Origin of the sequence: Parasedimentitalea denitrificans (assembly GCF_011813015.1) — a bacterium.
Classification (GTDB): Bacteria; Pseudomonadota; Alphaproteobacteria; order Rhodobacterales; family Rhodobacteraceae; genus Parasedimentitalea; species Parasedimentitalea denitrificans.
Genome location: NZ_QHLQ01000002.1, coordinates 105,552 through 129,590, shown reverse-complemented (window position 1 = coordinate 129,590; position 24,039 = coordinate 105,552). Strand labels below are relative to the sequence as shown.

Here is a 24,039-nt window from a genome sequence, read left to right as displayed (position 1 = left end):
GCCGATGGACGCTCGCGCTATTATTGCCGCTCTGCGTCGAGGTGACACCCCAAGCGAGGATCAGCTGCGGTGGTTTGCCCAAGGGTTGGCAGATGACACCGTCAGTGATGCGCAGGCTGGCGCCTTTGCCATGGCTGTTTGCCTGCGCGGATTAGAAGCAGAAGGGCGGCGCGCCCTGACACTCGCCATGCGCGACACGGGTGAAGTGCTGAACTGGGATCTAGACGGGCCTGTTCTGGACAAACATTCAACCGGCGGCGTGGGTGATTGCGTATCACTGCTTCTGGCGCCTGCGTTGGCCGAATGTGGCGCCTATGTTCCGATGATTTCGGGGCGGGGGTTGGGCCACACCGGCGGGACGCTGGACAAGATGGAGGCCATCCCGGGTGTAACGACCCAGGTGCCGCAAGATCGTCTGGTGCAGATCATGCGCGAGGCTGGGTGTGCTATTGTTAGCGCCACCGCTCAAATCGCGCCTGCCGACAAACGCCTTTATGCGATCCGTGACGTGACCTCGACAGTCGAGAGTCTTGACCTGATCACTGCGTCGATCCTGTCCAAAAAACTGGCCGCCAGCCCGGATGGCTTGGTGTTGGACGTCAAAGTCGGCTCTGGCGCGTTTATGAAAACCATCGACGAAGCCCGCACGCTGGCCAGCTCTCTTAGCCAGACCGCAAATGCGGCGGGGTGTAAAACCTCTGCCGTAATCACCGATATGAACCAACCTTTGGCTCCTGCTTTGGGTAATGCTCTAGAGGTGGCTGAGGTCATGAAAGTGTTGACCGGAACGGCGAGTGGGCCTCTGTCCGAAATCACAGCTGTATTGGGCGGCATTCTGTTGGCGGATGCAGATCTAGCCACCAGCGAACAGGACGGAGCTGATCGTATTACTACGGCCTTGTCCGGTGGTCAGGTCGCTGACCGGTTTGGTCGAATGATCGCCGCTGTTGGCGGCCCCCTTGGGTTTGTTGACAACTGGCAGCGTTTCTTGCCCGAGGCGACTGTGATCCAAGAGATCACCGCAAAACAAGCGGGCTATGTCACCGCCATCGATGGTGAGGCACTAGGCCTTGCCGTTGTACGTTTAGGCGGCGGGCGTATGGTTGAAAGTGACCAAATTAACCCTTCGGTTGGCCTGGCCGGATTGGTGTGCCTTGGGCAAAAAGTGGAAAAGGGAACCCCATTGGCTGTTGTCCACGCCACGCGCGAAGAGGCGGCGCGCAGTGCCGAAGCTACCGTGTATGCGGCGATCACGATTACGCCACAGGCGGTTGAGCTGCCTGATCTTATTCACGAAAGGATCTCTTGATGCCGCGTGCCTTTTTAGTGGTGATGGATTCAGTGGGTATCGGTGGCGCGCCAGATGCCAGCAGCTTCTACAATGGAGACTTGCCGGATCTTGGTGCCAATACGGTCGCGCATATCGCCCAGGCCTGTGCCGAGGGCAGGGCCGAGGAAGGGCGAAGTGGACCGCTTCAACTACCAAACCTCGAACAGTTGGGGCTTGGGGCGGCTCTTCGATTGGCTTCGTCCATTCCTGTTCCCGGATTTGAAACCGAGCCACAAGGGCGCTGGGGCTGTGCTGCTGAGGTGAGCAAAGGCAAAGATACCCCGTCTGGGCATTGGGAGTTGGCAGGTCTACCGGTGCCATGGGATTGGTGCTTCTTCCCTGACACCACACCGTCCTTTCCGTCGGATCTTAGCCGCTATGTGGCTGACGCTGCAGGCGTGGATAATATCCTAGGCGATTGCCACGCGCCGGGCACTGCCATTATCGAACGCCTTGGCGAAGAACACATGATAACCGGCAAACCGATTGTCTATACATCGGCGGATTCAGTTATGCAGATCGCCGCCCATGAAGAGACATTTGGTCTGGATCGACTGCTGGAGCTATGCCGAACCATCGCGCCGCATTTGCATGACATGAAGGTGGGCAGGGTCATTGCGCGGCCGTTTGTTGGCAACGCTCAAGATGGATTCACCCGAACCACCAACCGACGTGACTTTGCAATTACGCCACCAGCGCCGGTACTGACCAATTGGATTCAAAACGCCGGTGGTACGGTACATGCGATTGGCAAAATTGGCGACATCTTCACCATGCAGGGCATTGATACGCTGCAAAAGGGCGCGGACTCGACGCTGATGGAACACCTGTCTGATCGGGTGCAGATTGCTGAAGATGGCAGTTTGACCTTCGCCAACTTTGTGGAATTTGATAGTCTATATGGCCATCGCCGTGACATCTCGGGCTATGCGCGGGCATTGGAATGGTTCGATGTTGAGATCGGCAAAATAATTGAAATGCTACGGCCGGGCGATATGTTGCTACTGACGGCCGATCACGGCAATGACCCCAGCTGGCCAGGCACAGATCACACTCGCGAACAGGTGCCGGTTCTGATTGCTGGTCTGGGGGCAGGCCCAATTGGTGCAGTGGGCTACGTTGATGTTGCTGCTACCATTGCGGATCATCTTGGTGTTGTGTCAGAAGGCCCCGGAAGGAGTTTCTTATGACTGTTGCCGATCTGCCAAAAATCGAATTGCACCTGCACCACGAAGGGGCCGCACCTCCGGCGTTTATCCGTCAGTTGGCGCATGAAAAGAAAATGGACCTCAGTGGCATCTTCCGCGCTGATGGCAGTTATGATTTCCGTGATTTCACTCACTTCCTTTCAGTCTACGAAGCGGCAAGCGAAGTCCTGACCGGCCCAGAAGAATTCCGTCGTCTGACGCTGGCTATCCTTGAAGAAAGCGCAGCAAACGGAGTGGTTTACACGGAAAGCTTTATTAGTCCGGATTTCTGCGGCGGTGGCGATTTGCATGCTTGGAAAGACTACCTGGCTGCTATCCAGGACGCAGCGGGCGAGGCCGAAGCCAAATTTGGTATCACCCTGCGTGGTGTTGTAACCTGCGTCCGCCACTTTGGCGCTGAAACTGCCAAGAAGGCAGCGCAATGTGCGGCTGATACGGCCGGTGATTGGGTTGTCGGTTTTGGTATGGGCGGCAATGAAGGCATGTTTAGTCAGGGCGACTTCGCCTGGAGCTTTGATTGCGCGCGTGAGGCTGGATTGCGCCTGACCACACATGCCGGCGAATTTGGTGGCCCCGAAAGCGTGCGGGACGCGGTACGAAATCTAGGTGTTGAACGTATTGGCCACGGTGTACGCGCCATCGAAGACGCGGATCTGGTACACGAGCTGGTTGACCGTGGCACGGTTCTTGAGGTTTGCCCCGGATCGAACGTTGTTCTTGGTCTATACCCCAACTTTTCTGCACACCCAATTGCGCGTCTGCGCGACGCGGGTGTGGCCGTTACGGTATCCACCGACGATCCGCCATTCTTCCACACAACGATGCGCCGCGAATATGAAATGCTCAGCAAAGCCTTCGGCTGGGATGCTGACGATTTTGCGGCCTTAAACGCGACGGCTCTTGCAGCCGCCTTTTGTGATGATGCCACCCGTGAACGGGTGCAGAAAAGACTGGAGAGCTAAATGAGCGAACATCTGACTGTCGTTGACCACCCACTGGTGCAACACAAGCTGACCCTGATGCGGGACAAGGGCACCTCTACTGCCGGTTTCCGTCAGTTGCTGCACGAGATCACGCAATTGCTGGCTTACGAAATCACTCGTGATATGCCGTTGACCACGAAAAACATCGAAACTCCGATGCAGAGTATGGAGTCACCAATTCTGGCGGGTAAAAAGCTGGCTCTGGTGTCGATCCTGCGGGCTGGCAATGGCATGCTGGACGGCGTGTTAGAGCTGGTCCCCTCTGCGCGGGTTGGCTTTGTTGGGCTGTACCGGGACGAAGAAACACTGCAGCCCGTGCAGTACTATTTCAAAGCTCCCAAAGGTCTCAATGATCGTTTGGTGATTGCTGTTGATCCTATGTTGGCCACCGGCAATAGCTCGGTTGCAGCTATCGATCTTCTGAAAGAGGCAGGGGCTACTAATATTCGTTTTCTTTGCTTGTTGGCGGCACCAGAAGGTGTTGCACGCATGAAAGAGGCACATCCAGACGTGCCGATTGTCACGGCTTCGCTGGATCGTGAGTTGAACGAAAAGGGCTATATCATGCCCGGTCTTGGTGATGCGGGTGACCGTATGTTCGGCACCAAATAGAAACTGACAGCTTCGCGAAAAAATTATGGGGCGATTTCGCAACTATTTGCGGGATTGCCTTATTATTGTCCACAAACCGTGCTTGCCACCGAATCAGTTTTCGGGCATCTTTGACCCATATTTTGTGGGGCACGGCTATGATCATCACTAGAGTTATTGCACTGACCATTGCGGCAGGTTCATTTGTTCTACCCGCAGCGCAGGCCCAATCTCAGGCTGGAGCAGGGGTTCCTGCTGAGTTTCCTCCGTCTTCGTACCGGGGAAAACAATATGTCGACAGCAAGGGCTGTGTGTTCATTCGGGCGGGCATCGACGGTAATGTGAATTGGGTTCCACGGGTCAGTCGCTCGCGCAAGCAATTGTGTGGCCAGCAGCCGACATCGGTTGCGGGGGCAACCAGCCGCCCGTCTCAGGGTGGTCCTGCTCCAGTAATGATTACTCTGACACCTGACCAACAGCCATCATCCCCAGCTCCGGCGCAAGCGCGGCCCGCGACAGCGGTGGCGACCACCTCTGCACCGACCACTCCGGCACCTACCAAACCACAGCGATCCGCTGCGACACCCCGGGTCAGTACAACCCCGGCACCAGTTCCAGTCCGCGTCGTCAAACCTGCGCCAAAGCCCGTCGCGGCGGCCCCTACAGCCCGGGCCCCAGTTCCGGTGCCAAGTGAATGTGCCAATATTTCTGCAATCAGCCAGCAATACACCAATCCGGGAGCCCGCTGTGGCCCGCAATCCGCTTCGCCGGTGACTTACGGCAATGGTTCCGGGATCTCGCCGCAGTCATCCTTGCGTTTGACCCCGAACACCCGTGTGGTGCCCACCCATGTGTATCAGGCCCGCCGCCACAGTCAGGACTTGACCGCACCCAGTGGTTATCGCCCTGTTTGGCAGGACGACCGGCTAAACCTTCATCGTGCCGAACGCCGCTTGAAGCCAGCGATCATCAGTGGGTCAGTTCAGGTTCCTCCGGGGTATGTTTTGGCAAACCGCGACGATGACCGTCTGAATACCATGCGTGCAACCCGCACAGCCGAAGGTGATGCGCAAAGCGACCTGATCTGGACCCGTACCGTACCACGCAAACTCGTCGCACTGCCGCTGGATCGCCCGGTTGTTTCCCTGCCGGCAAGTACCGCGCGCAGTCAGGCCGAAGCTCCCGATAACTTGGTGCTTCATCTGTCTACCCGCTCTGCTCCTGTTCCACCACGCTATGTGCGTGCTGCAACCTTCTCTGATCCAGCAGCGGCACGCGCTGCTGCTCAGGGATTGGCAAAGAGCGGCTTGTCGGTGCGACTTGGGACAGTCAATCGCAAAGGTCAGGAATACAAAGTTGTTCTGGCCGGACCATACAACAACCAAGCTGCTGCCGAGGCAGCATTACGCAATGTCCGCTCTGCAGGGTATTCGGGCGCACGTCTTAGCAAATAAATCAGCTGCAGATATTTTGCAGCTGAACCCAGTCGCGGTCATTCAGAATGGGTTCCAGACTACGTCCCGCCATCGGGTCTGCCTCGACTAACCCCAAGACTTTTTCACCTGTAATATCCTGGGCATAAGCATAAGGCGTAGAGGGGATTGCAGCTTGCGCAAAGGTGGCAAGGATTTTTTCCTCGGATACGACTGGACGCGGCATGCTGACCATTGTTTCGGCGTAATGATCCAAACTGCCGCGATCTAACTTCCCTGTGGTCAAAAGCCGGAACGAAGCAAGCAGCCCGCCGGAGTTCAAAACTTCGGTCAAAGGATCGCTGGTTTGCGCGCGCGTTCGTTCGACCAAGATCGCACCCGCCGCAACGGCTGGATCTTCGTGATCTTCGACCAGCGAGCGATTCAGCAGAATAATGTTACCTGGTAGGTGCAGACTGGTCGACACGGCATCGCGTAATACAACAACCTGCCGGACGCCGGTTCGTTCTGCTAACTTAGCCAGAATTGGGACTGTTTCTGGCGTCGCACAGGCTTGGCCTGAAACCCGCTCGATACGGCCCAGCAGGGCTTGGCCAATGGCTTTGCGCTTGATGTCAGGAACTACACTGACAGTGTGATTGATCATGGCGCCGGGTAACCAGAACACCAACAGGGCCGCAATCAAACCAAGGCCGCCCAGTACACTGACGGAGCGTAACCGTCCAGGATGAGGGCGAGCGCCTTCGATAGCCTGTTGCACCCGGTCAATTGCGTTCAGCATAGTGGTTTCATCTTCCGCCAGCTCTAGCGTTTCGCCGGGGTCGCCGTCTGGATGGAAAATTGCCGGGTAACGGCCAGGATTCAATCGTTCCACCGCAGCCAGAGACCAATGGGCAATGGGCTGATCCTTCATGTCGAGGATCGTTAGCGTGGCATCACCGATTGATACAACTACATCACGGCGTTGATCATCGGGGCTGGCGCGCCATAGGCCCGCAGCCTCAAGCCGTTGATATTCCCTGAGTGCAGTCATCTGCTTATTCTTGCCTGTGCCTCAATTTACGAAGTGAGGCTAACACGGTTGGCCCCTTGGCGGCAAATGGCTTTGCCACCAAGCGATTTCATTTTTCTGCCTTGCCTTCAGTCAAAGAGCTTCGGCAATCTTGCGTAACTCAAACTTCTGAATTTTACCGGTGGAGGTTTTGGGAAGCTCTTGAAATAGGACTGTTTTTGGCGTTTTGAAGCCAGCCAGAGTTTCCCGGGCAAAGCTGATCAGGTCAGCCGCACTGGGGTTGGTACCCGGTTTCAGCTCAACAAAGGCACAGGGCACTTCGCCCCATTTGTCGTCGGGCTTGGCAACGACAGCTGCAAGACTGATATCCGGGTGCCCCATCAATACGCCTTCGATCTCAACGGACGATATATTCTCGCCACCTGAGATAATGATATCTTTGGCCCGGTCCGAGATCTGCACATAGCTATCGGGATGCTGCACAGCAATGTCGCCAGAATTGAAATACCCATCGGCAAAGGCTTCAGCAGTGGCTTCTGGGTTCTTCAGGTAGCCTTTCATGACCGAATTACCGCGAATGGCAATTTCACCTTGGGTAACGCCATCCATAGGCACTGGCTGGTGGTCGCTATCACGTACAACCACATGTTCCATCATCGGCATCGCCACACCTTGTCGCGCCTTGATGGCGGCAGTGCCGGGCTTGTCTAGCCCATCCCATTCGTCAGCGTTCCAGTAGCACTCGGTGACATGGCCATAGGTTTCAGTTAGTCCGTAGACCTGAGTGATGTTGAACCCGAGATCCTCGATCTTGGCTAAGGTTGCCGGGGCAGGTGGGGCACCTGCTGTAAAGACCTCAACCTGATGGTCGAACGTCCGACGGTCCTCGTCCAAGGCGTTGACGATTAGGTTCAGCACAATCGGGGCACCGCCAAAATGGGTGACGCGCTCATAGTGGATGGCATTGTAAACCGCCTTGGCCGAGACATCACGACAGCATACCAGCGTGCCACCCAACAGCGGCATCATCCAGGTGTGGTTCCAACCGTTGCAGTGAAACATTGGTACAATAGTTAGGTAGACAGGATGCAATACCATCCGCCACGAGACCACTGTTCCCATGGTCATCAGATAGGCGCCGCGATGGTGATACACCACGCCCTTAGGTCGCCCCGTGGTGCCAGAGGTATAGTTCAGCGCCAGACTTTCCCACTCATCTTCTGGCAGGATCCAGTCGAAATTAACATCGCCTCCTGCAAGTAGATCCTCGTAGGTTTGGTGCCGCCCACTTGCGTGCCAGCCTGCTTGATCATCAGGAACCTCGATCAGGATCGGCGCAGGCCCATCCATCGCCCCGACTGCGGCTTCGGCAAGCTCCAGAAACTGGGAATCCACCAGGACAACCTTGGCACCACCGTGGTCAAAGATATAGGCCACCGTGCCGACATCTAGCCGTGTGTTGATGGTGTTCAGCACTGCGCTACAGGCAGGCACACCAAAATGCGCTTCGGCCTGGGCAGGCAAGTTAGGGATTAGCGTTGCCACAACATCCCCAGGTTTGACCCCAAGTTTGACCAGCCCCGAAGCAAGCTGCGTGCAGCGTTGATAATACTCGCTGTAGGTTTTGCGATGAGTACCATAGCTGACGGCCAGGTGGTCTTTGAACACCACCGATGCGCGACGCAGATGAGACAACGGCGTCAATGCCACATGATTTGCCTCTGTCTTCTCCAGCCCTGTTTCGTCAGCCATCCAACCCATTGCAACCCTCCACTTAACGCACTGTGATTCAGTATTCTTCGGCGATACTGCGCATACTTATTTCAGTTGAAAAGGGGCGCGGGTGATTTCATTTCATTTATAGGCGCTAGTGCGAAGTTTAGTTACCTTTGCAAAGAATGAGGTTCGATCTAATAGATCCGCCGATTTCTAGGAATTGACAAGTTGATGAGGGTGCATACTATTTCCTAAATGCACGAGATAATTGAAAAAACCGGACGCAGAGAGAAGAGCAAATGTCAGATCACGGATACGAGACTGGACGCCTAAATCTACCCTTTGTGGGAATATCCACATTTGGCAAAAAAGAGTATGTCTCTGACTGGGATGCGATTGATGCAGACGTGGCTATCCTGGGGGCACCATATGATTTCGGGTGCCAATTCCGCCCCGGTGCGCGCTTTGGTCCTCGCGCTGTGCGAGAGGCATCAACTCTGTTCAGTTTTGGCCATTCTGGCGCTTATGATCATGAGGATGACGCAACCTATTTGGGGAGCGACGTTCGTATCGTTGATATTGGCGATGCGGATATCATCCATACCAAGACCGAGGAAAGCCACACCAACATTGAATATGGGGTCAAGAAGATCCTTGATGCAGGTGCGCTGCCGGTAACCATCGGTGGCGATCATTCCATCAATATACCCTGTATCAATGCCTTTGCCGAGGATTGCGCCGAAAAGGGGCCGATACATGTGATCCAGATTGATGCCCATCTGGATTTTGTCGACGAACGCCACGGAGTGACAGCTGGCCACGGCAACCCAATGCGCCGCGCCATCGAGAAAAGCTACGTCTCTGGCATGACCCAGCTCGGTATCCGCAATGTCTCTTCCACGGCGAAATCAGGATATGATGACGCCCGTGCGCGCGGCTCTGACATTCTATCCGTACGGCAGGTGCGTAAGCTGGGAACCGAGGCTGTTCTGGACCGCATCCCGGAAAACGCACGCTATTACGTGACCATCGACATTGATGCCTTCTGCCCATCTATTGCAGCAGGCACCGGCACACCCAGCCACGGCGGGTTCATGTATTATGATGTGCTTGAAATCCTTCAGGGGTTAAGCTCTCGTGGAGATGTCGTCGGCATAGATCTTGTCGAGGTTGCCCCAGCCTATGACCCAACCGAAAGCACACAGGTTCTGGCGGCGCAGTTATTGTTGAATTTCCTTGGCTTCATTTTCCATAACCGAAGTGCATGAACCTGAAGGCTTGCAAAGGTAGATGATTGAATGAGCACCAACGAAGAACAAATTCTGAGTGGCGGTAATATCAACACTGTTGTCAGGGTTGGTGATACGGTACGGCGATCAACCAGACCTCAAAGCGCCACGATTCACGATTACTTGTGTCATCTAGAACGCAAGAATGTACCTGCGCCACGATTTCTGGGGATTGATGAAAACCAGCGTGAGATTCTGTCCTTCATTGAAGGTGAAACGGAATTCCCAAGCGACATGTGGGACAACGTTGATGCACTGACTGAAAGTGCAACACTGCTTCGAAAGCTTCATGATGTGTCGGTTGGTTTCGCCACACTTGATCCCGCCAATTGGGTCTACCGCCATCCAGACACCGAACGCAGAGAAGTCATCTGCCACAACGACTTTGCGCCCTACAACATGGTGTTTCGCAACGGTGTTCCAGTGTCGATCCTGGATTTTGAACTATGTGGCCCCGGACCTCGCGTGCGTGATTTGGCTTACTTGGCCTACTGGATGGTTCCTTTGTCATTTGCGCCGGGCGAGTTGCACGAAGCTTCGGAAAAAGACGCGAACTCCAATAGTCCCAGATTACGGCTTTTGTGTCGGACATACGGTGGGCAGTCCCCACAGGATGTGCTGATGATGGTGTCCAAGGTTTTGCACCATATGAGCGACGAGACCGCGATAACTAAGATGGTCGGAGCCGAGGCGGCAGGCCGATTGATAGCAGAGGGTCACTTGGACCACTGGCGTCAAGAGGCAGAGGCATTTGATAAGAGAGTTGAAGGCCTATTGGGGAATGTTGTGTAGCTCACAGTTAGCCTCGAAATAGGTGTGCCGAGCCATGTGCTTGAACATTGAGTGGTGCTGGTTTCCAATAGCAGTCCAATAGCATAGCCTGCGCAAATGATCCTTTCTCTTGGCCGCTCATACGTGTTTATCCATAGTCCCAAGACCGGCGGCACTGCGCTGGCGTTGGCGTTAGAATCCCGTGCCATGGCAGATGATATCATGCTGGGTGACACCCCCAAGGCACGGCGGCGGCGGCATCGGGTAAAGGACGTTTCGACCGCTGGGCGTAAATGGAAACACTCTACTTTGGGCGACATTGAAGGTTTGGTGCCTGACCAGACACTCCGTGGCCTGTTTGCCTTTACACTGGTACGCAACCCTTGGGACCGTGCGGTTAGTTATTACCACTGGCTGCAAGAACAGAGCTTTGACAATCCGACTGTGCATCTGGCGCAAAGGCTCAGCTTTTGTGATTTTGTCAGCCACCCTCAAACGATGGCGGCGTTCCGGGCGGCGCCGGCGTCATCCTATATGCGCTACCGTGATGGAAGCCTTCAGTGCCAGCTATACATCCGATTAGAGCACTTTGCTATCGATGCGCAGCCACTGTTTGATCACCTTGGGTTTGAGCTGAAACTTCCGTTGGCGAACACGTCATCACGTCGGCGCGACTGGCGAACCTATTATGATTCTTCTTCGGCCGAGTCGGTTTCTCATAGCTGCGCCGAAGATATCGCTCAATTTGAATACTCTTTTAACGACTCTCCTCTATCCCTTTAATCAGACATTGAGCTGTTGTCGTTCGATGGCCTCTAATCCTCTGAATTTTCTGGGATTAGGTGACCATCGCCGACAATGACCCCGAGATGCCTTGTTTCCGGCCCACTTGTGGCGTGAATGAACGGTGACTTGGGACTGACACGAATACTACGCGCTTTTGCCATCGGGCAGGGCCGTCTTTTTAGAAGGAAAAGACGATGTTTGACTGGATCACTAAACGCAAGACTTCTTCTGTGGATACTGGCCTGGGCACCGAAATGCCAATGGTGTCTACTGGGCAGGGTGGTTTCTTTGCTGGAACACATGTGGCATCGAACCTGGGATGGCGGGTCGTCGAAGCACTTAGCGTAGGTGACAAGGTGCTTACATTTGATCATGGCATGCAAGAAATCACCGAATTGCACCGTGTTACCGTTCAAATGGCCAATGATAGTTTCGTAGACCCACAATGCCCGATGTTCGTGCCAAAGGATGCGTTGCATAACCGTGTCCCTATGTGGGTCATGCCGGATCAGGGGATTCTGGTGGAAAGTGATCTGGCCGAAGATGCTCAGGGTGATCCTTTTGTGGTCGTACCTGCCTGTGCACTAGAAGGTTACCGAGGAATTCACCGTGCCCCAGCTGGGCAACAGTTTGATGTGGTGATCCCCCGATTTGCTCAGGACGAAGTCATCTATCTTGAGGCTGGTCTGCTGGGTTTCAGTGCAACCCCCACTAGTATCCTGGAAACAGCAGGTCCACGTGAGGGGCTGTACCGTGTCTTGCAACAGGACACAGCCCGGGATCTGATCGAAAACATGATGGCTGATGAATCGTTTTGGGCTGCAGATGTGCCCGCAGGATTGGGCCGACAGGGCGAAGCCCAGTTTGTCTCAGTGCGGTAAAACCGCAAACTCATCTCTCAAAAGGGGCGCGACAAAAGTCAGACGCCCCTTTTTTGTTTGTGTCGTTGCGGTACTACCGGGTTGAAAAGGCCACCCAATAAGTTGGATGGCCTGATATCGTGCCTGCTGCTTATGCGCTTTGTTTCGCCGGATCGAACCGACCATAGAAAGTCTGCCCCTTAGCGGCCATTTCACGCAGCAACGGTGGGCAAGCAAAGCGTTCACCGTATTGCTCGGTCAGCTGATCGCAACGTTCAGCAGCATATGGCGTGCCGATGATATCCAGCCAACTCAGCGGGCCACCGGACCAGGGTGCAAACCCCCAAGCCAGAACCGCCCCAACATCCCCTTCACGAATGTCTTCCAGCACACCTTCTTCCAGCGCTCGCACCGCTTCCAGTACTTGCGAGAACATCAAACGTTCCTGAACCTCGATCAGGTCTGGCTGTTCCTCGGCCAACGGATACTTGTCGTGCACGCCTTTCCAGTACTCAACCCGCTTGCCCTTGTCGTCGTAGTCAAAGAACCCGGCATTGGACTTACGGCCCTTACGCTCAAGCCCTTCAAAGAAGAACAAAACCTCATCTGACGGGCTTTCAGGATAGTCATCGCCCAGTGCCGCCTTGGTCGCTCTAGCAATCTTGGCACCCAGATCAATCGAGGTCTCATCGGTCAACTGGATCGGTCCTACCGGGAACCCAAGCTGGCGTGCCGCGTTGTCGATCAGCACGGGTGACACGCCCTCGGCGATCATCCGCACACCTTCGTTGATGTAGGGGATGATACAACGGTTGCAGTAGAAGAACCGGGCGTCATTGACCACGATCGGCGTCTTGCGGATTTGACGCACATAGTCGAGCGCCTTGGCGACGGCCCGGTCACCTGTTTTCTCACCCTTGATGATTTCCACTAGGAACATCTTTTCTACCGGAGAGAAAAAGTGAATGCCGATGAACTGCTCGGGTCTTACCGAGGCCTCGGCCAGGTCAGTGATCGGCAAGGTCGAGGTGTTTGAGGCAAAGATGCAATCCTCGGGGATGATCGCCTCGACCTTTTTGGTCATCTCGGCTTTGACGCCGGGATCTTCGAACACCGCCTCGATGATCAGATCACAGCCCTTTAGCTGCTCCAGATCCGGCGTCGCAGTGATCCGCTCCAGCAGCGCCTCTTTCTTCTCAGGCGTGGCCTTGCCGCGCTTGATGCCCTTGTCCATGTAGCTGGCAGAATAGGCCTTGCCCTTGTCCGCTGCCTCTTGGTCACGGTCGACCAGTATGACTTCCATACCGGCCTGAGCCGACACCAGCGCAATACCAGCGCCCATCATGCCTGCACCCAACACGCCAATCTTCTTGACCGACTGATCTTCGACGTCCTGCGGACGCACAGCACCTTTTTCCAGAGCTTGTTTGTTGATGAACAGGCTGCGGATCATGGCGGAGGATGACGGGTTCATCAGCACATGGGTGAACCAACGCGCCTCAATCTTCAGCGCATTGTCGAAATCAACCAGCGAGCCTTCGTAGATCGCACTCAGCAACGCCTTGGCAGCAGGGAACGCGCCCTGAGTTTTGCCATTGATCATGGCGCTGGCGCCGACAAAGGTCATGAAGCCAGCGGGGTGATAGGGCGCACCACCAGGCATTTTATAGCCCTTGGCATCCCATGGTTTAACGATGTCTGCAGGCTTGGCGTTCAAGACCCACTGACGCGCGGCCTCTAGTGGGTCAGCATCCACCGCATCAATCAGCTGCGCGCCTTTTGCCTTCTTCGGGTCCAGCATCTTGCCTTCCAGCAGAACAGGCGCCGCAGCCATTGCGCCAACCATGCGCGAATAGCGGATGGTGCCACCACCACCGGGGAAGATCCCCAGCATGATTTCTGGCAGGCCGATTTTAGATTTAGGATTGTCAGTCATCACCCGGTGGTGACAGGCCAGCGCGATTTCGGTTCCAATGCCGGCGCAGGTGCCTGTGATGGCGCAGGCCACCGGCTTGCCGCCCTTGTTGGTCTTGGGCTCCATTCCGGCGCGCTCCAGCTTACGCAGGATGCGATGGCCGTTCATGGTGAAGTCAAACAGCCCCTGAGCCGGGTCATCACCAGATTCATCGCGGATGGTGGCCAGTACGTTCAGGTCCATGCCACCGGCAAAGTCCTTCTTGCCGCTGGTGATCACCACACCTTTGACGGCATCATCTGCCAGCGCACGATCGATGTACTCCTCGACCAGACCAAAGGCCTCGCGGGTCAGCACGTTCATGGACTTGCCGACGGCGTCCCATGTGATGATGGCCACGCCATCTGCGTCTACGTCATATGTAAAATCGGTCATTCTTCATCTCCGATCTGGTCAGCCGTCAGCGGGCTGCCGTCTTTGCGGGTAAAGGCGTAACCATCGGGGTCAACCTTCACCATCATGTCGATATCGCTGTAATAAGCGGTTTCAGTTTCGGTGCGCGTTCCCACCACCAGAAAGGCGGCAGGCGCGTCTGTTTTGTTCACCAGATGGTGGCCATTTGCGTCGCCAGCGGGGAAGCTGGCGCAATCACCGGGCAGCATGTCGTGTTCGCCGTCATCATCGATCAGAACCAGCTTGCCTTCGGTCATCATCAGGAACTCGTCCTGCTGCATATGGTAGTGGCGCAGCGACGACAGGCCGCCGGGTTCCAGCCGCACAATGTTCACACCGTATTGGGTGATGCCACTGACATCGCCCAACCTTTGACTACTGCGGCCTTTGACCTCAGCGTCCAATTTTCCGGGATAAACCGAGCCACCGCGAAACGGGATTTGGGAAAGATTCAGCTTGGGCATCAGACGCGCTCGATGATTGTGGCGGCACCCATACCGGATGCAATGCACAGCGTCGCCAGACCCATTTCTTTGTCCTGACGCTCCAGTTCATCCAGCAAGGTGCCGATGATGATGGCGCCGGTTGCGCCCAGCGGGTGACCCATCGCGATCGAGCCGCCGTTGACGTTCACAACGCTTGGATCAACGTCAAACGCCTGCTGGAACCGCATGACAACAGATGCAAAGGCCTCGTTGACTTCAAACAGGTCGATGTCACTGATGACCATGCCGTTGTCAGCTAGGATCTTCTGTGTCACCGGAACCGGACCGGTCAGCATGATTGTTGGGTCAGTGCCGATCTTGGCAGTCGCCTTGATTCGCGCGCGTGGGGTCAGGCCATATTCTTCGCCAAACTCCATGTTGCCGATCAAAACGGCTGCTGCACCATCGACGATCCCGGATGAGTTGCCCGCATGGTGGATGTGGTTGATCCGCTCCAGATGCGGGTATTTCATCATCGCGACCTTATCAAACCCGGGCATTTGTTCGCCCATCATCTGGAACGCAGGGTTTAGCGCGCCTAGTGACTGCATGTCGGTCTGAGGCCGCATGTATTCATCGCGGTCCAGCATCGGTAACCCGTTTTGGTCACGCACGGTGATAACGGACTTATCAAATCGGCCTTCCGCCCAGGCCTGCGATGCACGGCGCTGGGATTCCACTGCCAGTGCATCGGCTTGCTCACGGGTGAATCCATATTCAGTTGCAATGATATCGGCCGAAATGCCCTGCGGTACAAAGTATTGATCCATCGCCAAGGTCGGATCCACGGCAATCGCAGCGCCGTCTGATCCCATTGCAACACGGCCCATCATTTCAACACCGCCGGCGATATAGGCATTGCCCGCGCCGCCTTTGACCTGGTTTGCAGCCAGATTAACCGCCTCCATACCAGAGGCGCAGAACCGATTGATGGCAAGGCCGGGAATGCGTTCATCCAGATCCGATGCCAACACAGCCGAGCGCGCCAGACACCCGCCTTGCTCTTTCACTTGGGTAACATTGCCCCAGATTACATCCTCAACGGCGTGGCCGTCTAAGTTGTTGCGTTCCTTGACTGCATTCAGTGTCAGGGCTGACAGGCGCAGCGAGGTCACTTCGTGCAGGCTGCCGTCTTTGCGGCCCTTGCCACGCGGCGTGCGTAGCGCGTCATAGATATAGGCATCGGTCATACGACTCGTCCTTTTGATTGTAGAAATATCGGAAATGAGAGTTCGTCAGAAGTTGCCGCAATCGCCCGGACAGCAGTCCGCATTGCCCGGGCAGCAATCCACGTTCTCCATGCGAGGATCGCCCGAGCATCGGTGCAGATGGCTCCAGTCACATTCTCTGGTCCCTTTTTTCTTCTTGTCAGGTCCAGATTGGGCTTCATGCTGGTTTGTTTGCAGGGTCTCCAACGCCAAACGGCAGTCGGCAAACCTGCTGCGAATTTTTGGCATGGCACATTTGATACCATTCCGCTGAATCTCCTGCTTGGCAAAGCCAGAGCAGCCTGTGCCGCCGTGTAGGATTGAGTAGGCGCAGCGGTACCCTTTGTAGGGTGAAATCCAGGACTGGTAGGCGCGGATCCCCAATAGGGAGAAACTTGATAGCATGAAATAGCACCCCGACATAATACACGTCTGAGCAGAGCGTAGTCTCTCGAAGGCTCGATTTCAATCACATGCGTCACCACTTCGGGTCTCTCCTAGGCACGGTCCGACGGGTTGCCGGGCATCAGATCATAGGGGTGTTTCCAGCCGGGCAGGGCGCTGATGCGGTTTAGCCAAGCGTCGATATGGGGGTAGTCCTTACGGTCAAAGCCAAAGGGTTCTTCGTAGAAAAGGTAACCGCAGCAGGTCAGGTCTGCATTGGTCAAGCTGTAGCCAACAATCCATTCACGTCCTTCTAGGTGCATGTTCAACGTAGTAAAGGCGGCCTTCAGGCGACCCTTCATGAATCCGATCACATCAGCGGGCCGTTTCTCTTCGGGCAAAAAATTCATCAGGAAACGTGTCATGCCAATCTGGCTGGACAGTTTGTGATTGTCCCACAGAACCCAGCGCAGCACCTCGTACTTGTCTTCCGGTGCGCCACCGAATTTACCCGTCTTGTCGGTTATGTACTGCTGGATTACACCCGACTGAGACAGACGGACATCGCCGTCGATCAGCACCGGGGCTTCGGCCATTACGTTCAGATCACGGTACTCGCTTGTGCGATGAACGCCGCTGAAGAAATCAACAAAGACCGGCTCCCAGTCCAGGCCTGATAGTTCCAGTGCCAGTGCCGCCTTATATGAATGGCCGCTTTCGCCAAAGCAGTGAAGTTTGATTGTCATGGTTTGCTCCCAAATTCTTTCTGTCGCAGGCCCAAGACCCGCTCTGATGTCAAAGGCTGCGCGAAATCAGCTCTTTCATGATCTCGTTGGTGCCGCCATAGATCCGCTGCACCCTTGCATCGGTCCACATTTCGGCGACCGCGTATTCTTGCATAAAGCCATAGCCGCCGTGCATTTGCAGGCATTCATCCAGCACTTCGCCCTGAGTGTCAGTGATCCAGTATTTAGCCATTGCGGCTTTCTCAACGGTCAGCTCTCCGCGCAGGTGGTCGGCCATGCATTCGTCAAAGAAAGCCCGCGCTACTTTAGTCTTGGTCAGGCATTCAACCAGCGTGAACCGGGTGTTCTGGAACTGGGTCAACGGCCCGCCAAATGCTTCGCGTTCCTTGCAATAGGCGATCGTGCGTTCAACCGCGCCTTCCATAGCACCCACGGCGCCGGCGGCGATGATCAGACGTTCCTGCGGCAGCTGCTGCATCATCTGGTAGAAACCCTGACCCTCGGTATTGCCCAGAATATTTTCAGGCGGGATTTCGACATTGTCAAAGAACAATTCCGATGTATCAGCCGCGTGCAGACCGATTTTGTCTAGGTTGCGGCCACGCTGAAATCCAGCTGCGTCGTCAGATTCGACCACAACCAGTGACACACCTTTGGAGCCAAGTGACGGATCGGTCTTGGCTGCTACAATGATAAGATTGGCATGTTGGCCGTTGGTAATAAACGTTTTTTGGCCACTTAGGCGGTAGGCATTGCCATCGCGAATGGCCTTGGTCTTGATCCGCTGAACATCCGATCCAGTTGACGGTTCGGTCATAGCCAATGCGCCAACCATTTCTCCGGAGACCATGCGTGGCAGCCAGCGTTGTTTCTGCTCTTCACTGCCATAGGCCAGAATATAATGCGCAACGATACCCGAGTGGATACCAACGCCCCAGCTGGCAAGATTGGCACGGCTGCTTTCGATCAGGATTGCGGCCTCATGGCCAAAATCACCGCCTGCGCCGCCAAACTCTTCGGGGATTGAGGGGCACAGCAGGCCCAGCTCTCCGGCCTGGTCCCAGGTGTTACGGTCCATCATGCCCTGTTTGCGCCAAGCATCGTACTTGGGCACCCATTCATTGGTGATGAACTGTGCCGTCATATCGGCCAGCATCTGGTGTTCGTCGGTCATCCATGCCGATTGTGTGTTGGTCTCGAAAGTCATTTCTCTCCCCTAGGTGCGCTGGTCTCGGCGCTTACCTATCTTTTTCTGGCGTCCAGATCGCTGTTGAACAAGCGAAGCCGGTGAGTCAGGTTCTCGGTGTCGGTGACACTGTCGAAGTTTTCAAACAGGAACGACAGGGCCTCGCCTTCGTCCAGCCCGGCCTCGGTTGCGAACCGTTTTAGGCGGCGATAGCCGTCTTCGGTCATGGCAACAGGAAAGCGTCGAGTCAGGCGAAATCGTTTAGGCATATCAGATCCTTGAAACAGGGTGGAAAGGCGGAGAGGTTCCCCGCCATCCCTATCTTAGAATTGGTCAGCCTGCAGCGCCATCACAGTGTCTGCACCGCTTTGAATGCGGGTCAGATGCATTGCGGTGGCCGGCAGGCGACGAGCCATATAGTACCGGCCGGTTGTCAGCTTTGTCTCATAGAACGCCGCGTCAGAGGCCCCAGCGTCAAGCGCGCCTTGCGCTGCCTTACCCATCTGCGCCCAAAGCAGGCCAAGGCAGACGTGGCCGAACATGTGCATAAAATCATAGGACCCGGCCAGCGCATTGTTGGGGTTCTTCATACCGTTCTGCATAAAGTACATGCCCGCGGCCTGCAGATCCTTACTGGCTGATTTCAGCGGTTCAATGAAATCAGCAGTGAAACCCTCGGAAATGTCGCCGTTTTCCTTGCAGAATGTTTTGACCAGTTCAAAGAACGCCATCACGTGCTTGCCACCATCAGCGCCCAGCTTACGGCCAACTAGGTCCAGCGCCTGCACGCCATTCGCGCCTTCATAAATCTGGGCAATACGGGCATCGCGGGTGAACTGGCTCATACCGTGTTCTTCGATGTAGCCGTGACCGCCATAGACCTGCTGTGCGCGCACGGTCATGTCATAGCCTTCATCGGTCAGGAATCCTTTGATGACGGGGGTCAACAGGGACACCAACCCATCGGCATCCTTGTCGCCATCGCGATGTGCAGCATCAATCATCGACGCCCCCCACAGCAGGAACGCGCGACCGCCCTCGGCAAAGCTCTTCTGATCCATCAAAGAACGACGGATGTCGGGATGCACAATCAGCGGGTCGGCAGGTCCTTCAGGGTTCTTGGCTCCGGTGACATCGCGGCCTTGCAGACGATCTTTGGCGTATTCCACCGCATTCTGATAGGCGGCCTCGGCCTGTGCGACGCCCTGCATGCCAACACCCAAACGGGCCTCGTTCATCATCGTGAACATGGCGCGCATGCCCTTGTGCTCGGTCCCTAGCAAATAGCCAGTGGCCTCGTCATAGTTCATCACACAGGTCGAGTTGCCGTGGATGCCCATCTTCTTCTCGATGTTGCCAACCGATACGCCGTTGCGGTCGCCCAATGTGCCGTCATCGTTGACAATGAACTTGGGCACGATGAACAGCGACACGCCCTTAATGCCGTCGGGGCCGCCGGGGATCTTGGCCAGCACCAGGTGGATGATGTTGTCGGCCATGTCGTGTTCGCCAGCCGAGATAAAGATTTTTTGGCCCGAAACTTTGTAACTGCCATCATCTTGCGGCTCTGCTTTGGTTCGCATCAGACCCAAGTCGGTGCCACAGTGTGGCTCGGTTAGGTTCATAGTGCCGGTCCATTCACAGGACACCATATTCGGCAGGTAGGTGTCTTTTTGCGCGTCGGTTCCGTGTGCCAAAATGGCCGAAGCTGCGCCATGAGTTAGGCCCTGATACATAACAAACGCTTGGTTGGCACCCGAGAACATCTCGCCCACAGCAGTGCCCATGACATAGGGCATGTTCTGACCACCGTACTGTTCTGGCATGTCCAGCCCGGTCCAGCCGCCTTCTTTCATTTGATCAAAGGCCGCATTGAACCCTGTCGGTGTGCGGACAACACCATTTTCCAGCGTACAGCCCTCGGTGTCGCCCACGATGTTCAGCGGTTGAAGAACTTCGCCTGCGATTTTGCCGGCCTCCTCCAAGATCGCATTGGTGAAATCGGTGTCCAGCTCGTCATAGCCGGGCACGCTAGAGGCTGTGACTTTCAAAACGTCGTGCAACAGGAACTGCATGTCTTTGATGGGGGCGTTATATACCGGCATTGGGGCCTCTTTTGTCTTTCGATACAGCGGTGTTTTGGCGCCACCGTATATCGGTGGCGGATTAGGGCAGGGGCAGGTGACCTATTCGGCAGCCTCCTGGCCATTCTTTGCAGAGGCGATAACCTTTTCGCCCCATTTCAATTGTTCTTTCAGCTCTTCAATAGCCTCATTCAACTCGTCACGCTGACGTTCCATATCGACCAGTCTCTCACGGCCAATTTCATAGGTGCGCTGGATCTGAGTATGTTGCTGGTCGCCCATATGGTAGAGATCCAACAGCTGTCTGATTTCCTCCAGACTAAATCCAAACCGCTTGCCGCGCAGAATCAACTTCAGCCGGGCACGATCACGTTTGGTAAACAAACGTTTCTGACCCTCGCGGATCGGAAACAACAGCTCTTTGGCCTCATAGAACCGTAAAGTACGAGGCGTCACCTGATAGGCGTCGCACATCTCTCGGATGTTCAATGTTACGTCAGTCTGTTCAGTCATTTCGGTCACTCTCGCTACTGGTATTGAACTAGGCTGAGTTGCTCGAACATGGTTACAGCACAGCCTTTACGTTGACGTAAGTTATACCCTACGTCAGCCTGCTTGTGACGTGGGGTCTGGCTAATCTGACGCAGCGTCGTTCTGGGGTCTTCGGTCGCCTGACAGCGATTTTACTGCGCGCATGGCGGTTTTTTGTCGGGTTTAGCGTTCTGGGGATAGTCGCAACGTGATTCTTGGCGCTTGTGCTCTACAAAGTACAAAACAAAAAGCCCCGCTTGGAGCAGGGCTTGGAGCAGGGCTTGGAGAAACGATTTTTCAATGTCAGGTGGCGTATCTAAGACAGACTGCGAACTGCGGTGGCGCGCAGCTTTTTAAGCTCGGTCAGCGCTTCATCAATTTGCTCACGCTGCGACTGTAGCTCGATCAATTGGCGATCCGCCATTTCCAGAAACGCTTGCGATTGCGCTTCGTTGCCTTCGTTTTCGTAGATTTGCAGCCATTGGCGGATCTCTTCCAGCTGAAACCCAAAACGACGGCCGCGCATGATCAGCTTCATCCGCGCACGTTCACGCGCGGTATAAAAACGCGACCGTCCTTCACGATCTGGCTGCAACAGTTCTATGTATTCATAATAGCGAAGGGTACGTGGCGTCACATCAAACGCCGCGCACATCTCTTTGAATGACAATCTTGTTTCGGTCATCCACCATCCTCCCTTGGGGGCAACCTAGGCACTTGCTTTGTGTAGTGCAACAGGTGGGGTTGCTCATTCAGCATCCAGCAGCGCATAAAGCTGAGCGCAGGTATCAAGGGACGACAGCATGGCAGATAAAACGCAGTTGGCGCGACAATTTATTCAAGCAATTCCCCACGCGCAGGAACTAGGAATGAAGCTGACGAATATCGGTGGTGGAACTGCCGAAATTTCAATGCCCTATGACACCAAGCTAATCGGTGATCCAAACACCGGCGTTATCCACGGCGGCGCTGTGTCGGCCTTGATGGATACCTGTTGTGGCGCCGCTGTGATGAGCCACCCTGAGGCGCCAGGTGGAACCGCCACCATTGATTTGCGAATAGAATACATGCGGGCTGCAACGCCGGGGCAGGCCATCACAACCAAGGCCACCTGTCACCACATCAGCCGAAACGTTGCTTTTGTACGGGCCGTGGCCATGGATGACGATCAAGACCGCCCTGTTGCCACCGCAACTGCAGCCTTTTCAGTGGAGGCCTCGTTTTGAACCGTCCTCGCCCTGAACCGATGCAGGTGGTCAAGCAACGCCGGGATGCTGCCTTGACCGCTTTGGTAGACTCCGTTCCATATATTCGCTTTCTGAACATCAGTTTTGACCGCCGCGGTGACGAGCTGACCGGCCAGATGAACTTTAATGAAAAGCTGATCGGTAATCCGTATCTGCCAGCTCTTCATGGAGGCACCACGGCAGCCTTTCTTGAAATGACCGCGATGATGGCACTGAACTGGCAGCATCTTTGGGCCAAGATCGAGGCAGGTGAACTGGACCCAGCCGACATGGCCGCAGGGAAATTGCCGCGACAGCCCAAGACAATTGATTTCACGGTCGACTACCTTCGCTCAGGCTTGCCGCGAGACGCCTATGCTCGGGCCGTCGTAGCACGCTCAGGGCGGCGATTTGCCAGTGTTCGGGTCGAGGCTTGGCAGGACAACAAGGACAGACCCTTTGCGCAGGCCGTCGGCCACTTCCTGATGCCACAGGGCGAAGACAAGCGTGATGCAAAACAAACCTGACACCTCTCCATTGGGGCACCGTCGCGTCCTAAAAATCGCGCTGCCTATCGTTTTGTCGAACGCAACCGTGCCTATTTTGGGCGCGGTTGATACTGGCGTTGTTGGCCAACTTGGCGCGGCTGCACCTATAGGGGCGGTCGGCATCGGCGCAATCATACTGTCAGCGCTCTATTGGGTGTTTGGTTTCTTGCGCATGGGCACGGTGGGTCTGACCAGTCAGGCCTTGGGGGCGGGTGAGCGTGGCGAAGTGGCCGCGCTGCTAACCCGCGCATTGTTAATAGGGTTCGCAGCTGGTTCGGCCCTGATCTTGTTACAGGCACCGTTGTTTTACCTGTCTTTCCAACTGGCCCCGGCAACACCGGAAGTCGAAACCCTGGCGCAGGACTATTTGCGCATCCGGGTTTGGTCGGCGCCCGCAGCAATTGGCCTGTATGGAATCACCGGTTGGTTGATCGCGCAGGAGCGCACCCGTGCTGTTCTGGTGCTGCAACTGTGGATGAATGGCGTCAATATCCTGCTCGATTTGTGGTTTGTCCTGCAACTGGGCTGGGGGGTGAACGGGGTTGCCTACGCGACCTTCCTGGCGGAGTGGTCAGGGCTGGCGCTAGGCCTGTGGTTTTGCCGAGGTGTCTTGCAGATGCCGGACTGGCACAACTGGGTACAGGTGTTTGATAGGGTTCGGCTGCGCCATATGGCAACGGTCAATGGCGATATACTGATCCGTTCCCTGTTATTGCAGGCCATGTTTGTCGGCTTCCTGTTCTTTGGCGCCGGGTTCGGCGATGTAATTTTGGCCGCCAATCAGGTGTTGCTGCAATTTCTGTTGATTACAGCCTATGCAATGGACGGCTTTGCTTTTGCGGCCGAAACTCTGGTCGGGCAGGCGGTAGGCGCACGTCAGAGCAAACTATTGCGGCGCAGTGCTTGGCTAACCAGTTTCTGGGGGCTGATGGTGGTTGTCGTGCTGGCGATTGTATTTGCGCTGGCTGGCGGCTTGATCATCGACATCATGGCAACGTCACAGGAGGTGCGCGAGACCGCCCGTGTCTATCTACCCTATATGGTGCTGGCTCCGCCGCTGGGATGGGCGGCCTGGATGCTCGATGGGATTTTCATTGGTGCAACGGCTACACGTGATATGCGCAACATGATGCTGGTCAGCTTTGCCATCTACGGCGCTGCTGTGGTCACACTGGTTCCGTTGCTGGACAATCACGGGCTTTGGTCAGCTCTGCTGATTTCGTTTGTGGCCCGCGGCGTTAGTCTTGCTGTTCGCTACCCTGCGTTAGAGTCGCGAACAGCCTAAACGCCGAGT

The 24,039-nt window shown here is 55.5% G+C and carries 24 protein-coding genes; 12 read left to right on the top strand and 12 right to left on the bottom strand.

The genetic code is table 11. The features are described from left to right. The first annotated feature begins 4 nt into the window (after positions 1-4). From DL239_RS03210 to DL239_RS03190, 5 genes are all read left to right on the top strand, one after another. Positions 5-1,309, top strand: coding sequence for a thymidine phosphorylase (locus tag DL239_RS03210; RefSeq protein ID WP_167682239.1), 1,305 nt, complete (start codon positions 5-7; stop codon positions 1,307-1,309). Beyond that, complete coding sequence (locus DL239_RS03205; protein WP_167682237.1) at positions 1,309-2,520, top strand: phosphopentomutase; 1,212 nt, start codon at positions 1,309-1,311, stop codon at positions 2,518-2,520. Before DL239_RS03210 ends, DL239_RS03205 begins: the two co-directional genes overlap by 1 nt. Further along, positions 2,517-3,500 (top strand): adenosine deaminase, encoded by a 984-nt coding sequence (locus DL239_RS03200; RefSeq protein ID WP_167682235.1) that lies wholly within the window; start codon positions 2,517-2,519, stop codon positions 3,498-3,500. The genes DL239_RS03205 and DL239_RS03200 overlap by 4 nt, the downstream gene beginning before the upstream one ends. Further along, positions 3,501-4,133: a uracil phosphoribosyltransferase gene (upp, locus tag DL239_RS03195; RefSeq protein WP_167682233.1), complete on the top strand. Its 633-nt coding sequence runs from the start codon at positions 3,501-3,503 to the stop codon at positions 4,131-4,133. A 137-nt stretch (positions 4,134-4,270) separates the two neighbouring features. Further along, on the top strand, positions 4,271-5,566 hold the full coding sequence (locus tag DL239_RS03190) for an SPOR domain-containing protein (RefSeq protein ID WP_167682231.1): 1,296 nt from the start codon (positions 4,271-4,273) through the stop codon (positions 5,564-5,566). Between the two features lies 1 nt (position 5,567). Here the strand turns inward: DL239_RS03190 and DL239_RS03185 are convergent, their stop codons facing one another. Beyond that, positions 5,568-6,578, bottom strand: coding sequence for a hypothetical protein (locus tag DL239_RS03185; protein ID WP_167682229.1), 1,011 nt, complete (start codon positions 6,576-6,578; stop codon positions 5,568-5,570). 111 nt (positions 6,579-6,689) lie between these two features. After that, complete coding sequence (locus DL239_RS03180; protein ID WP_167682227.1) at positions 6,690-8,318, bottom strand: AMP-binding protein; 1,629 nt, start codon at positions 8,316-8,318, stop codon at positions 6,690-6,692. 254 nt (positions 8,319-8,572) lie between these two features. Between DL239_RS03180 and speB the strand changes: the two genes are divergently transcribed. From speB to DL239_RS03160, 4 genes are all read left to right on the top strand, one after another. Continuing rightward, positions 8,573-9,541 carry an agmatinase gene (speB, locus tag DL239_RS03175; RefSeq protein ID WP_167682225.1) on the top strand — a complete coding sequence of 323 codons (969 nt, stop codon included), beginning with the start codon at positions 8,573-8,575 and terminating at the stop codon, positions 9,539-9,541. Between the two features lie 30 nt (positions 9,542-9,571). Then, positions 9,572-10,354 carry a phosphotransferase family protein gene (locus DL239_RS03170; protein WP_167682223.1) on the top strand — a complete coding sequence of 261 codons (783 nt, stop codon included), beginning with the start codon at positions 9,572-9,574 and terminating at the stop codon, positions 10,352-10,354. 96 nt (positions 10,355-10,450) lie between these two features. Next, positions 10,451-11,116, top strand: a complete 666-nt coding sequence (locus tag DL239_RS03165) for a sulfotransferase family 2 domain-containing protein (RefSeq protein WP_167682221.1) — start codon at positions 10,451-10,453, stop codon at positions 11,114-11,116. Between the two features lie 197 nt (positions 11,117-11,313). Continuing rightward, positions 11,314-12,000, top strand: coding sequence for a Hint domain-containing protein (locus DL239_RS03160; RefSeq protein WP_167682219.1), 687 nt, complete (start codon positions 11,314-11,316; stop codon positions 11,998-12,000). Between the two features lie 130 nt (positions 12,001-12,130). On the opposite strand, the gene DL239_RS03155 is transcribed toward DL239_RS03160, so the two are convergent. The 10 genes from DL239_RS03155 to DL239_RS03110 all read right to left on the bottom strand — a co-directional run bounded on the left by DL239_RS03155 (position 12,131) and on the right by DL239_RS03110 (position 21,656). Continuing rightward, entirely contained in the window at positions 12,131-14,329 is a 2,199-nt protein-coding gene (locus DL239_RS03155) for a 3-hydroxyacyl-CoA dehydrogenase NAD-binding domain-containing protein (protein ID WP_167682217.1), read from the bottom strand. Continuing rightward, positions 14,326-14,811: a cupin domain-containing protein gene (locus tag DL239_RS03150; protein WP_167682214.1), complete on the bottom strand. Its 486-nt coding sequence runs from the start codon at positions 14,809-14,811 to the stop codon at positions 14,326-14,328. The genes DL239_RS03155 and DL239_RS03150 overlap by 4 nt, the downstream gene beginning before the upstream one ends. After that, positions 14,811-16,022 (bottom strand): acetyl-CoA C-acetyltransferase, encoded by a 1,212-nt coding sequence (locus DL239_RS03145; RefSeq protein ID WP_167682213.1) that lies wholly within the window; start codon positions 16,020-16,022, stop codon positions 14,811-14,813. The genes DL239_RS03150 and DL239_RS03145 overlap by 1 nt, the downstream gene beginning before the upstream one ends. 45 nt (positions 16,023-16,067) lie before the next feature. Beyond that, complete coding sequence (yidD, locus tag DL239_RS21895) at positions 16,068-16,445, bottom strand: membrane protein insertion efficiency factor YidD (protein WP_167682211.1); 378 nt, start codon at positions 16,443-16,445, stop codon at positions 16,068-16,070. Positions 16,446-16,537: 92 nt separating this feature from the next. After that, a complete protein-coding gene (locus DL239_RS03135) occupies positions 16,538-17,170 on the bottom strand; it encodes a glutathione S-transferase family protein (protein ID WP_167682209.1) in 633 nt (210 codons plus the stop codon). 49 nt (positions 17,171-17,219) lie between these two features. Then, positions 17,220-18,377 carry an acyl-CoA dehydrogenase family protein gene (locus tag DL239_RS03130; RefSeq protein WP_167682207.1) on the bottom strand — a complete coding sequence of 386 codons (1,158 nt, stop codon included), beginning with the start codon at positions 18,375-18,377 and terminating at the stop codon, positions 17,220-17,222. Between the two features lie 35 nt (positions 18,378-18,412). Further along, a complete protein-coding gene (locus DL239_RS03125; RefSeq protein ID WP_167682205.1) occupies positions 18,413-18,625 on the bottom strand; it encodes a hypothetical protein in 213 nt (70 codons plus the stop codon). A gap of 54 nt (positions 18,626-18,679) precedes the next feature. Next, positions 18,680-20,461, bottom strand: coding sequence for an acyl-CoA dehydrogenase C-terminal domain-containing protein (locus DL239_RS03120; protein ID WP_167682203.1), 1,782 nt, complete (start codon positions 20,459-20,461; stop codon positions 18,680-18,682). Positions 20,462-20,542: 81 nt separating this feature from the next. Next, positions 20,543-20,953, bottom strand: a complete 411-nt coding sequence (locus tag DL239_RS03115; RefSeq protein ID WP_167682201.1) for a MerR family transcriptional regulator — start codon at positions 20,951-20,953, stop codon at positions 20,543-20,545. 334 nt (positions 20,954-21,287) lie between these two features. Further along, positions 21,288-21,656, bottom strand: a complete 369-nt coding sequence (locus DL239_RS03110; RefSeq protein ID WP_167682199.1) for a MerR family transcriptional regulator — start codon at positions 21,654-21,656, stop codon at positions 21,288-21,290. Between the two features lie 118 nt (positions 21,657-21,774). On the opposite strand from DL239_RS03110, the gene DL239_RS03105 reads away from it, so the two are divergent. The 3 genes from DL239_RS03105 to DL239_RS03095 are packed head-to-tail and all read left to right on the top strand — an operon-like array spanning position 21,775 to position 24,030. Next, positions 21,775-22,197, top strand: coding sequence for a PaaI family thioesterase (locus tag DL239_RS03105; protein ID WP_167682197.1), 423 nt, complete (start codon positions 21,775-21,777; stop codon positions 22,195-22,197). Further along, entirely contained in the window at positions 22,194-22,724 is a 531-nt protein-coding gene (locus tag DL239_RS03100; RefSeq protein ID WP_167682184.1) for a PaaI family thioesterase, read from the top strand. The genes DL239_RS03105 and DL239_RS03100 overlap by 4 nt, the downstream gene beginning before the upstream one ends. Then, positions 22,708-24,030, top strand: coding sequence for an MATE family efflux transporter (locus tag DL239_RS03095; protein ID WP_167682182.1), 1,323 nt, complete (start codon positions 22,708-22,710; stop codon positions 24,028-24,030). The genes DL239_RS03100 and DL239_RS03095 overlap by 17 nt, the downstream gene beginning before the upstream one ends. Positions 24,031-24,039: the final 9 nt, after the last annotated feature.

Bases quoted from the DNA above. Each gene is read 5' to 3' on its own strand.
- DL239_RS03210 (WP_167682239.1), top strand. From the start codon at position 5: ATGGACGCTCGCGCTATTATTGCCGCTCTGCGTCGAGGTGACACCCCA.
- DL239_RS03205 (WP_167682237.1), top strand. From the start codon at position 1,309: ATGCCGCGTGCCTTTTTAGTGGTGATGGATTCAGTGGGTATCGGTGGC.
- DL239_RS03200 (WP_167682235.1), top strand. From the start codon at position 2,517: ATGACTGTTGCCGATCTGCCAAAAATCGAATTGCACCTGCACCACGAA.
- upp (WP_167682233.1), top strand. From the start codon at position 3,501: ATGAGCGAACATCTGACTGTCGTTGACCACCCACTGGTGCAACACAAG.
- DL239_RS03190 (WP_167682231.1), top strand. From the start codon at position 4,271: ATGATCATCACTAGAGTTATTGCACTGACCATTGCGGCAGGTTCATTT.
- DL239_RS03185 (WP_167682229.1), bottom strand. From the start codon at position 6,578: ATGACTGCACTCAGGGAATATCAACGGCTTGAGGCTGCGGGCCTATGG.
- DL239_RS03180 (WP_167682227.1), bottom strand. From the start codon at position 8,318: ATGGGTTGGATGGCTGACGAAACAGGGCTGGAGAAGACAGAGGCAAAT.
- speB (WP_167682225.1), top strand. From the start codon at position 8,573: ATGTCAGATCACGGATACGAGACTGGACGCCTAAATCTACCCTTTGTG.
- DL239_RS03170 (WP_167682223.1), top strand. From the start codon at position 9,572: ATGAGCACCAACGAAGAACAAATTCTGAGTGGCGGTAATATCAACACT.
- DL239_RS03165 (WP_167682221.1), top strand. From the start codon at position 10,451: ATGATCCTTTCTCTTGGCCGCTCATACGTGTTTATCCATAGTCCCAAG.
- DL239_RS03160 (WP_167682219.1), top strand. From the start codon at position 11,314: ATGTTTGACTGGATCACTAAACGCAAGACTTCTTCTGTGGATACTGGC.
- DL239_RS03155 (WP_167682217.1), bottom strand. From the start codon at position 14,329: ATGACCGATTTTACATATGACGTAGACGCAGATGGCGTGGCCATCATC.
- DL239_RS03150 (WP_167682214.1), bottom strand. From the start codon at position 14,811: ATGCCCAAGCTGAATCTTTCCCAAATCCCGTTTCGCGGTGGCTCGGTT.
- DL239_RS03145 (WP_167682213.1), bottom strand. From the start codon at position 16,022: ATGACCGATGCCTATATCTATGACGCGCTACGCACGCCGCGTGGCAAG.
- yidD (WP_167682211.1), bottom strand. From the start codon at position 16,445: ATGCTATCAAGTTTCTCCCTATTGGGGATCCGCGCCTACCAGTCCTGG.
- DL239_RS03135 (WP_167682209.1), bottom strand. From the start codon at position 17,170: ATGACAATCAAACTTCACTGCTTTGGCGAAAGCGGCCATTCATATAAG.
- DL239_RS03130 (WP_167682207.1), bottom strand. From the start codon at position 18,377: ATGACTTTCGAGACCAACACACAATCGGCATGGATGACCGACGAACAC.
- DL239_RS03125 (WP_167682205.1), bottom strand. From the start codon at position 18,625: ATGCCTAAACGATTTCGCCTGACTCGACGCTTTCCTGTTGCCATGACC.
- DL239_RS03120 (WP_167682203.1), bottom strand. From the start codon at position 20,461: ATGCCGGTATATAACGCCCCCATCAAAGACATGCAGTTCCTGTTGCAC.
- DL239_RS03115 (WP_167682201.1), bottom strand. From the start codon at position 20,953: ATGACTGAACAGACTGACGTAACATTGAACATCCGAGAGATGTGCGAC.
- DL239_RS03110 (WP_167682199.1), bottom strand. From the start codon at position 21,656: ATGACCGAAACAAGATTGTCATTCAAAGAGATGTGCGCGGCGTTTGAT.
- DL239_RS03105 (WP_167682197.1), top strand. From the start codon at position 21,775: ATGGCAGATAAAACGCAGTTGGCGCGACAATTTATTCAAGCAATTCCC.
- DL239_RS03095 (WP_167682182.1), top strand. From the start codon at position 22,708: ATGCAAAACAAACCTGACACCTCTCCATTGGGGCACCGTCGCGTCCTA.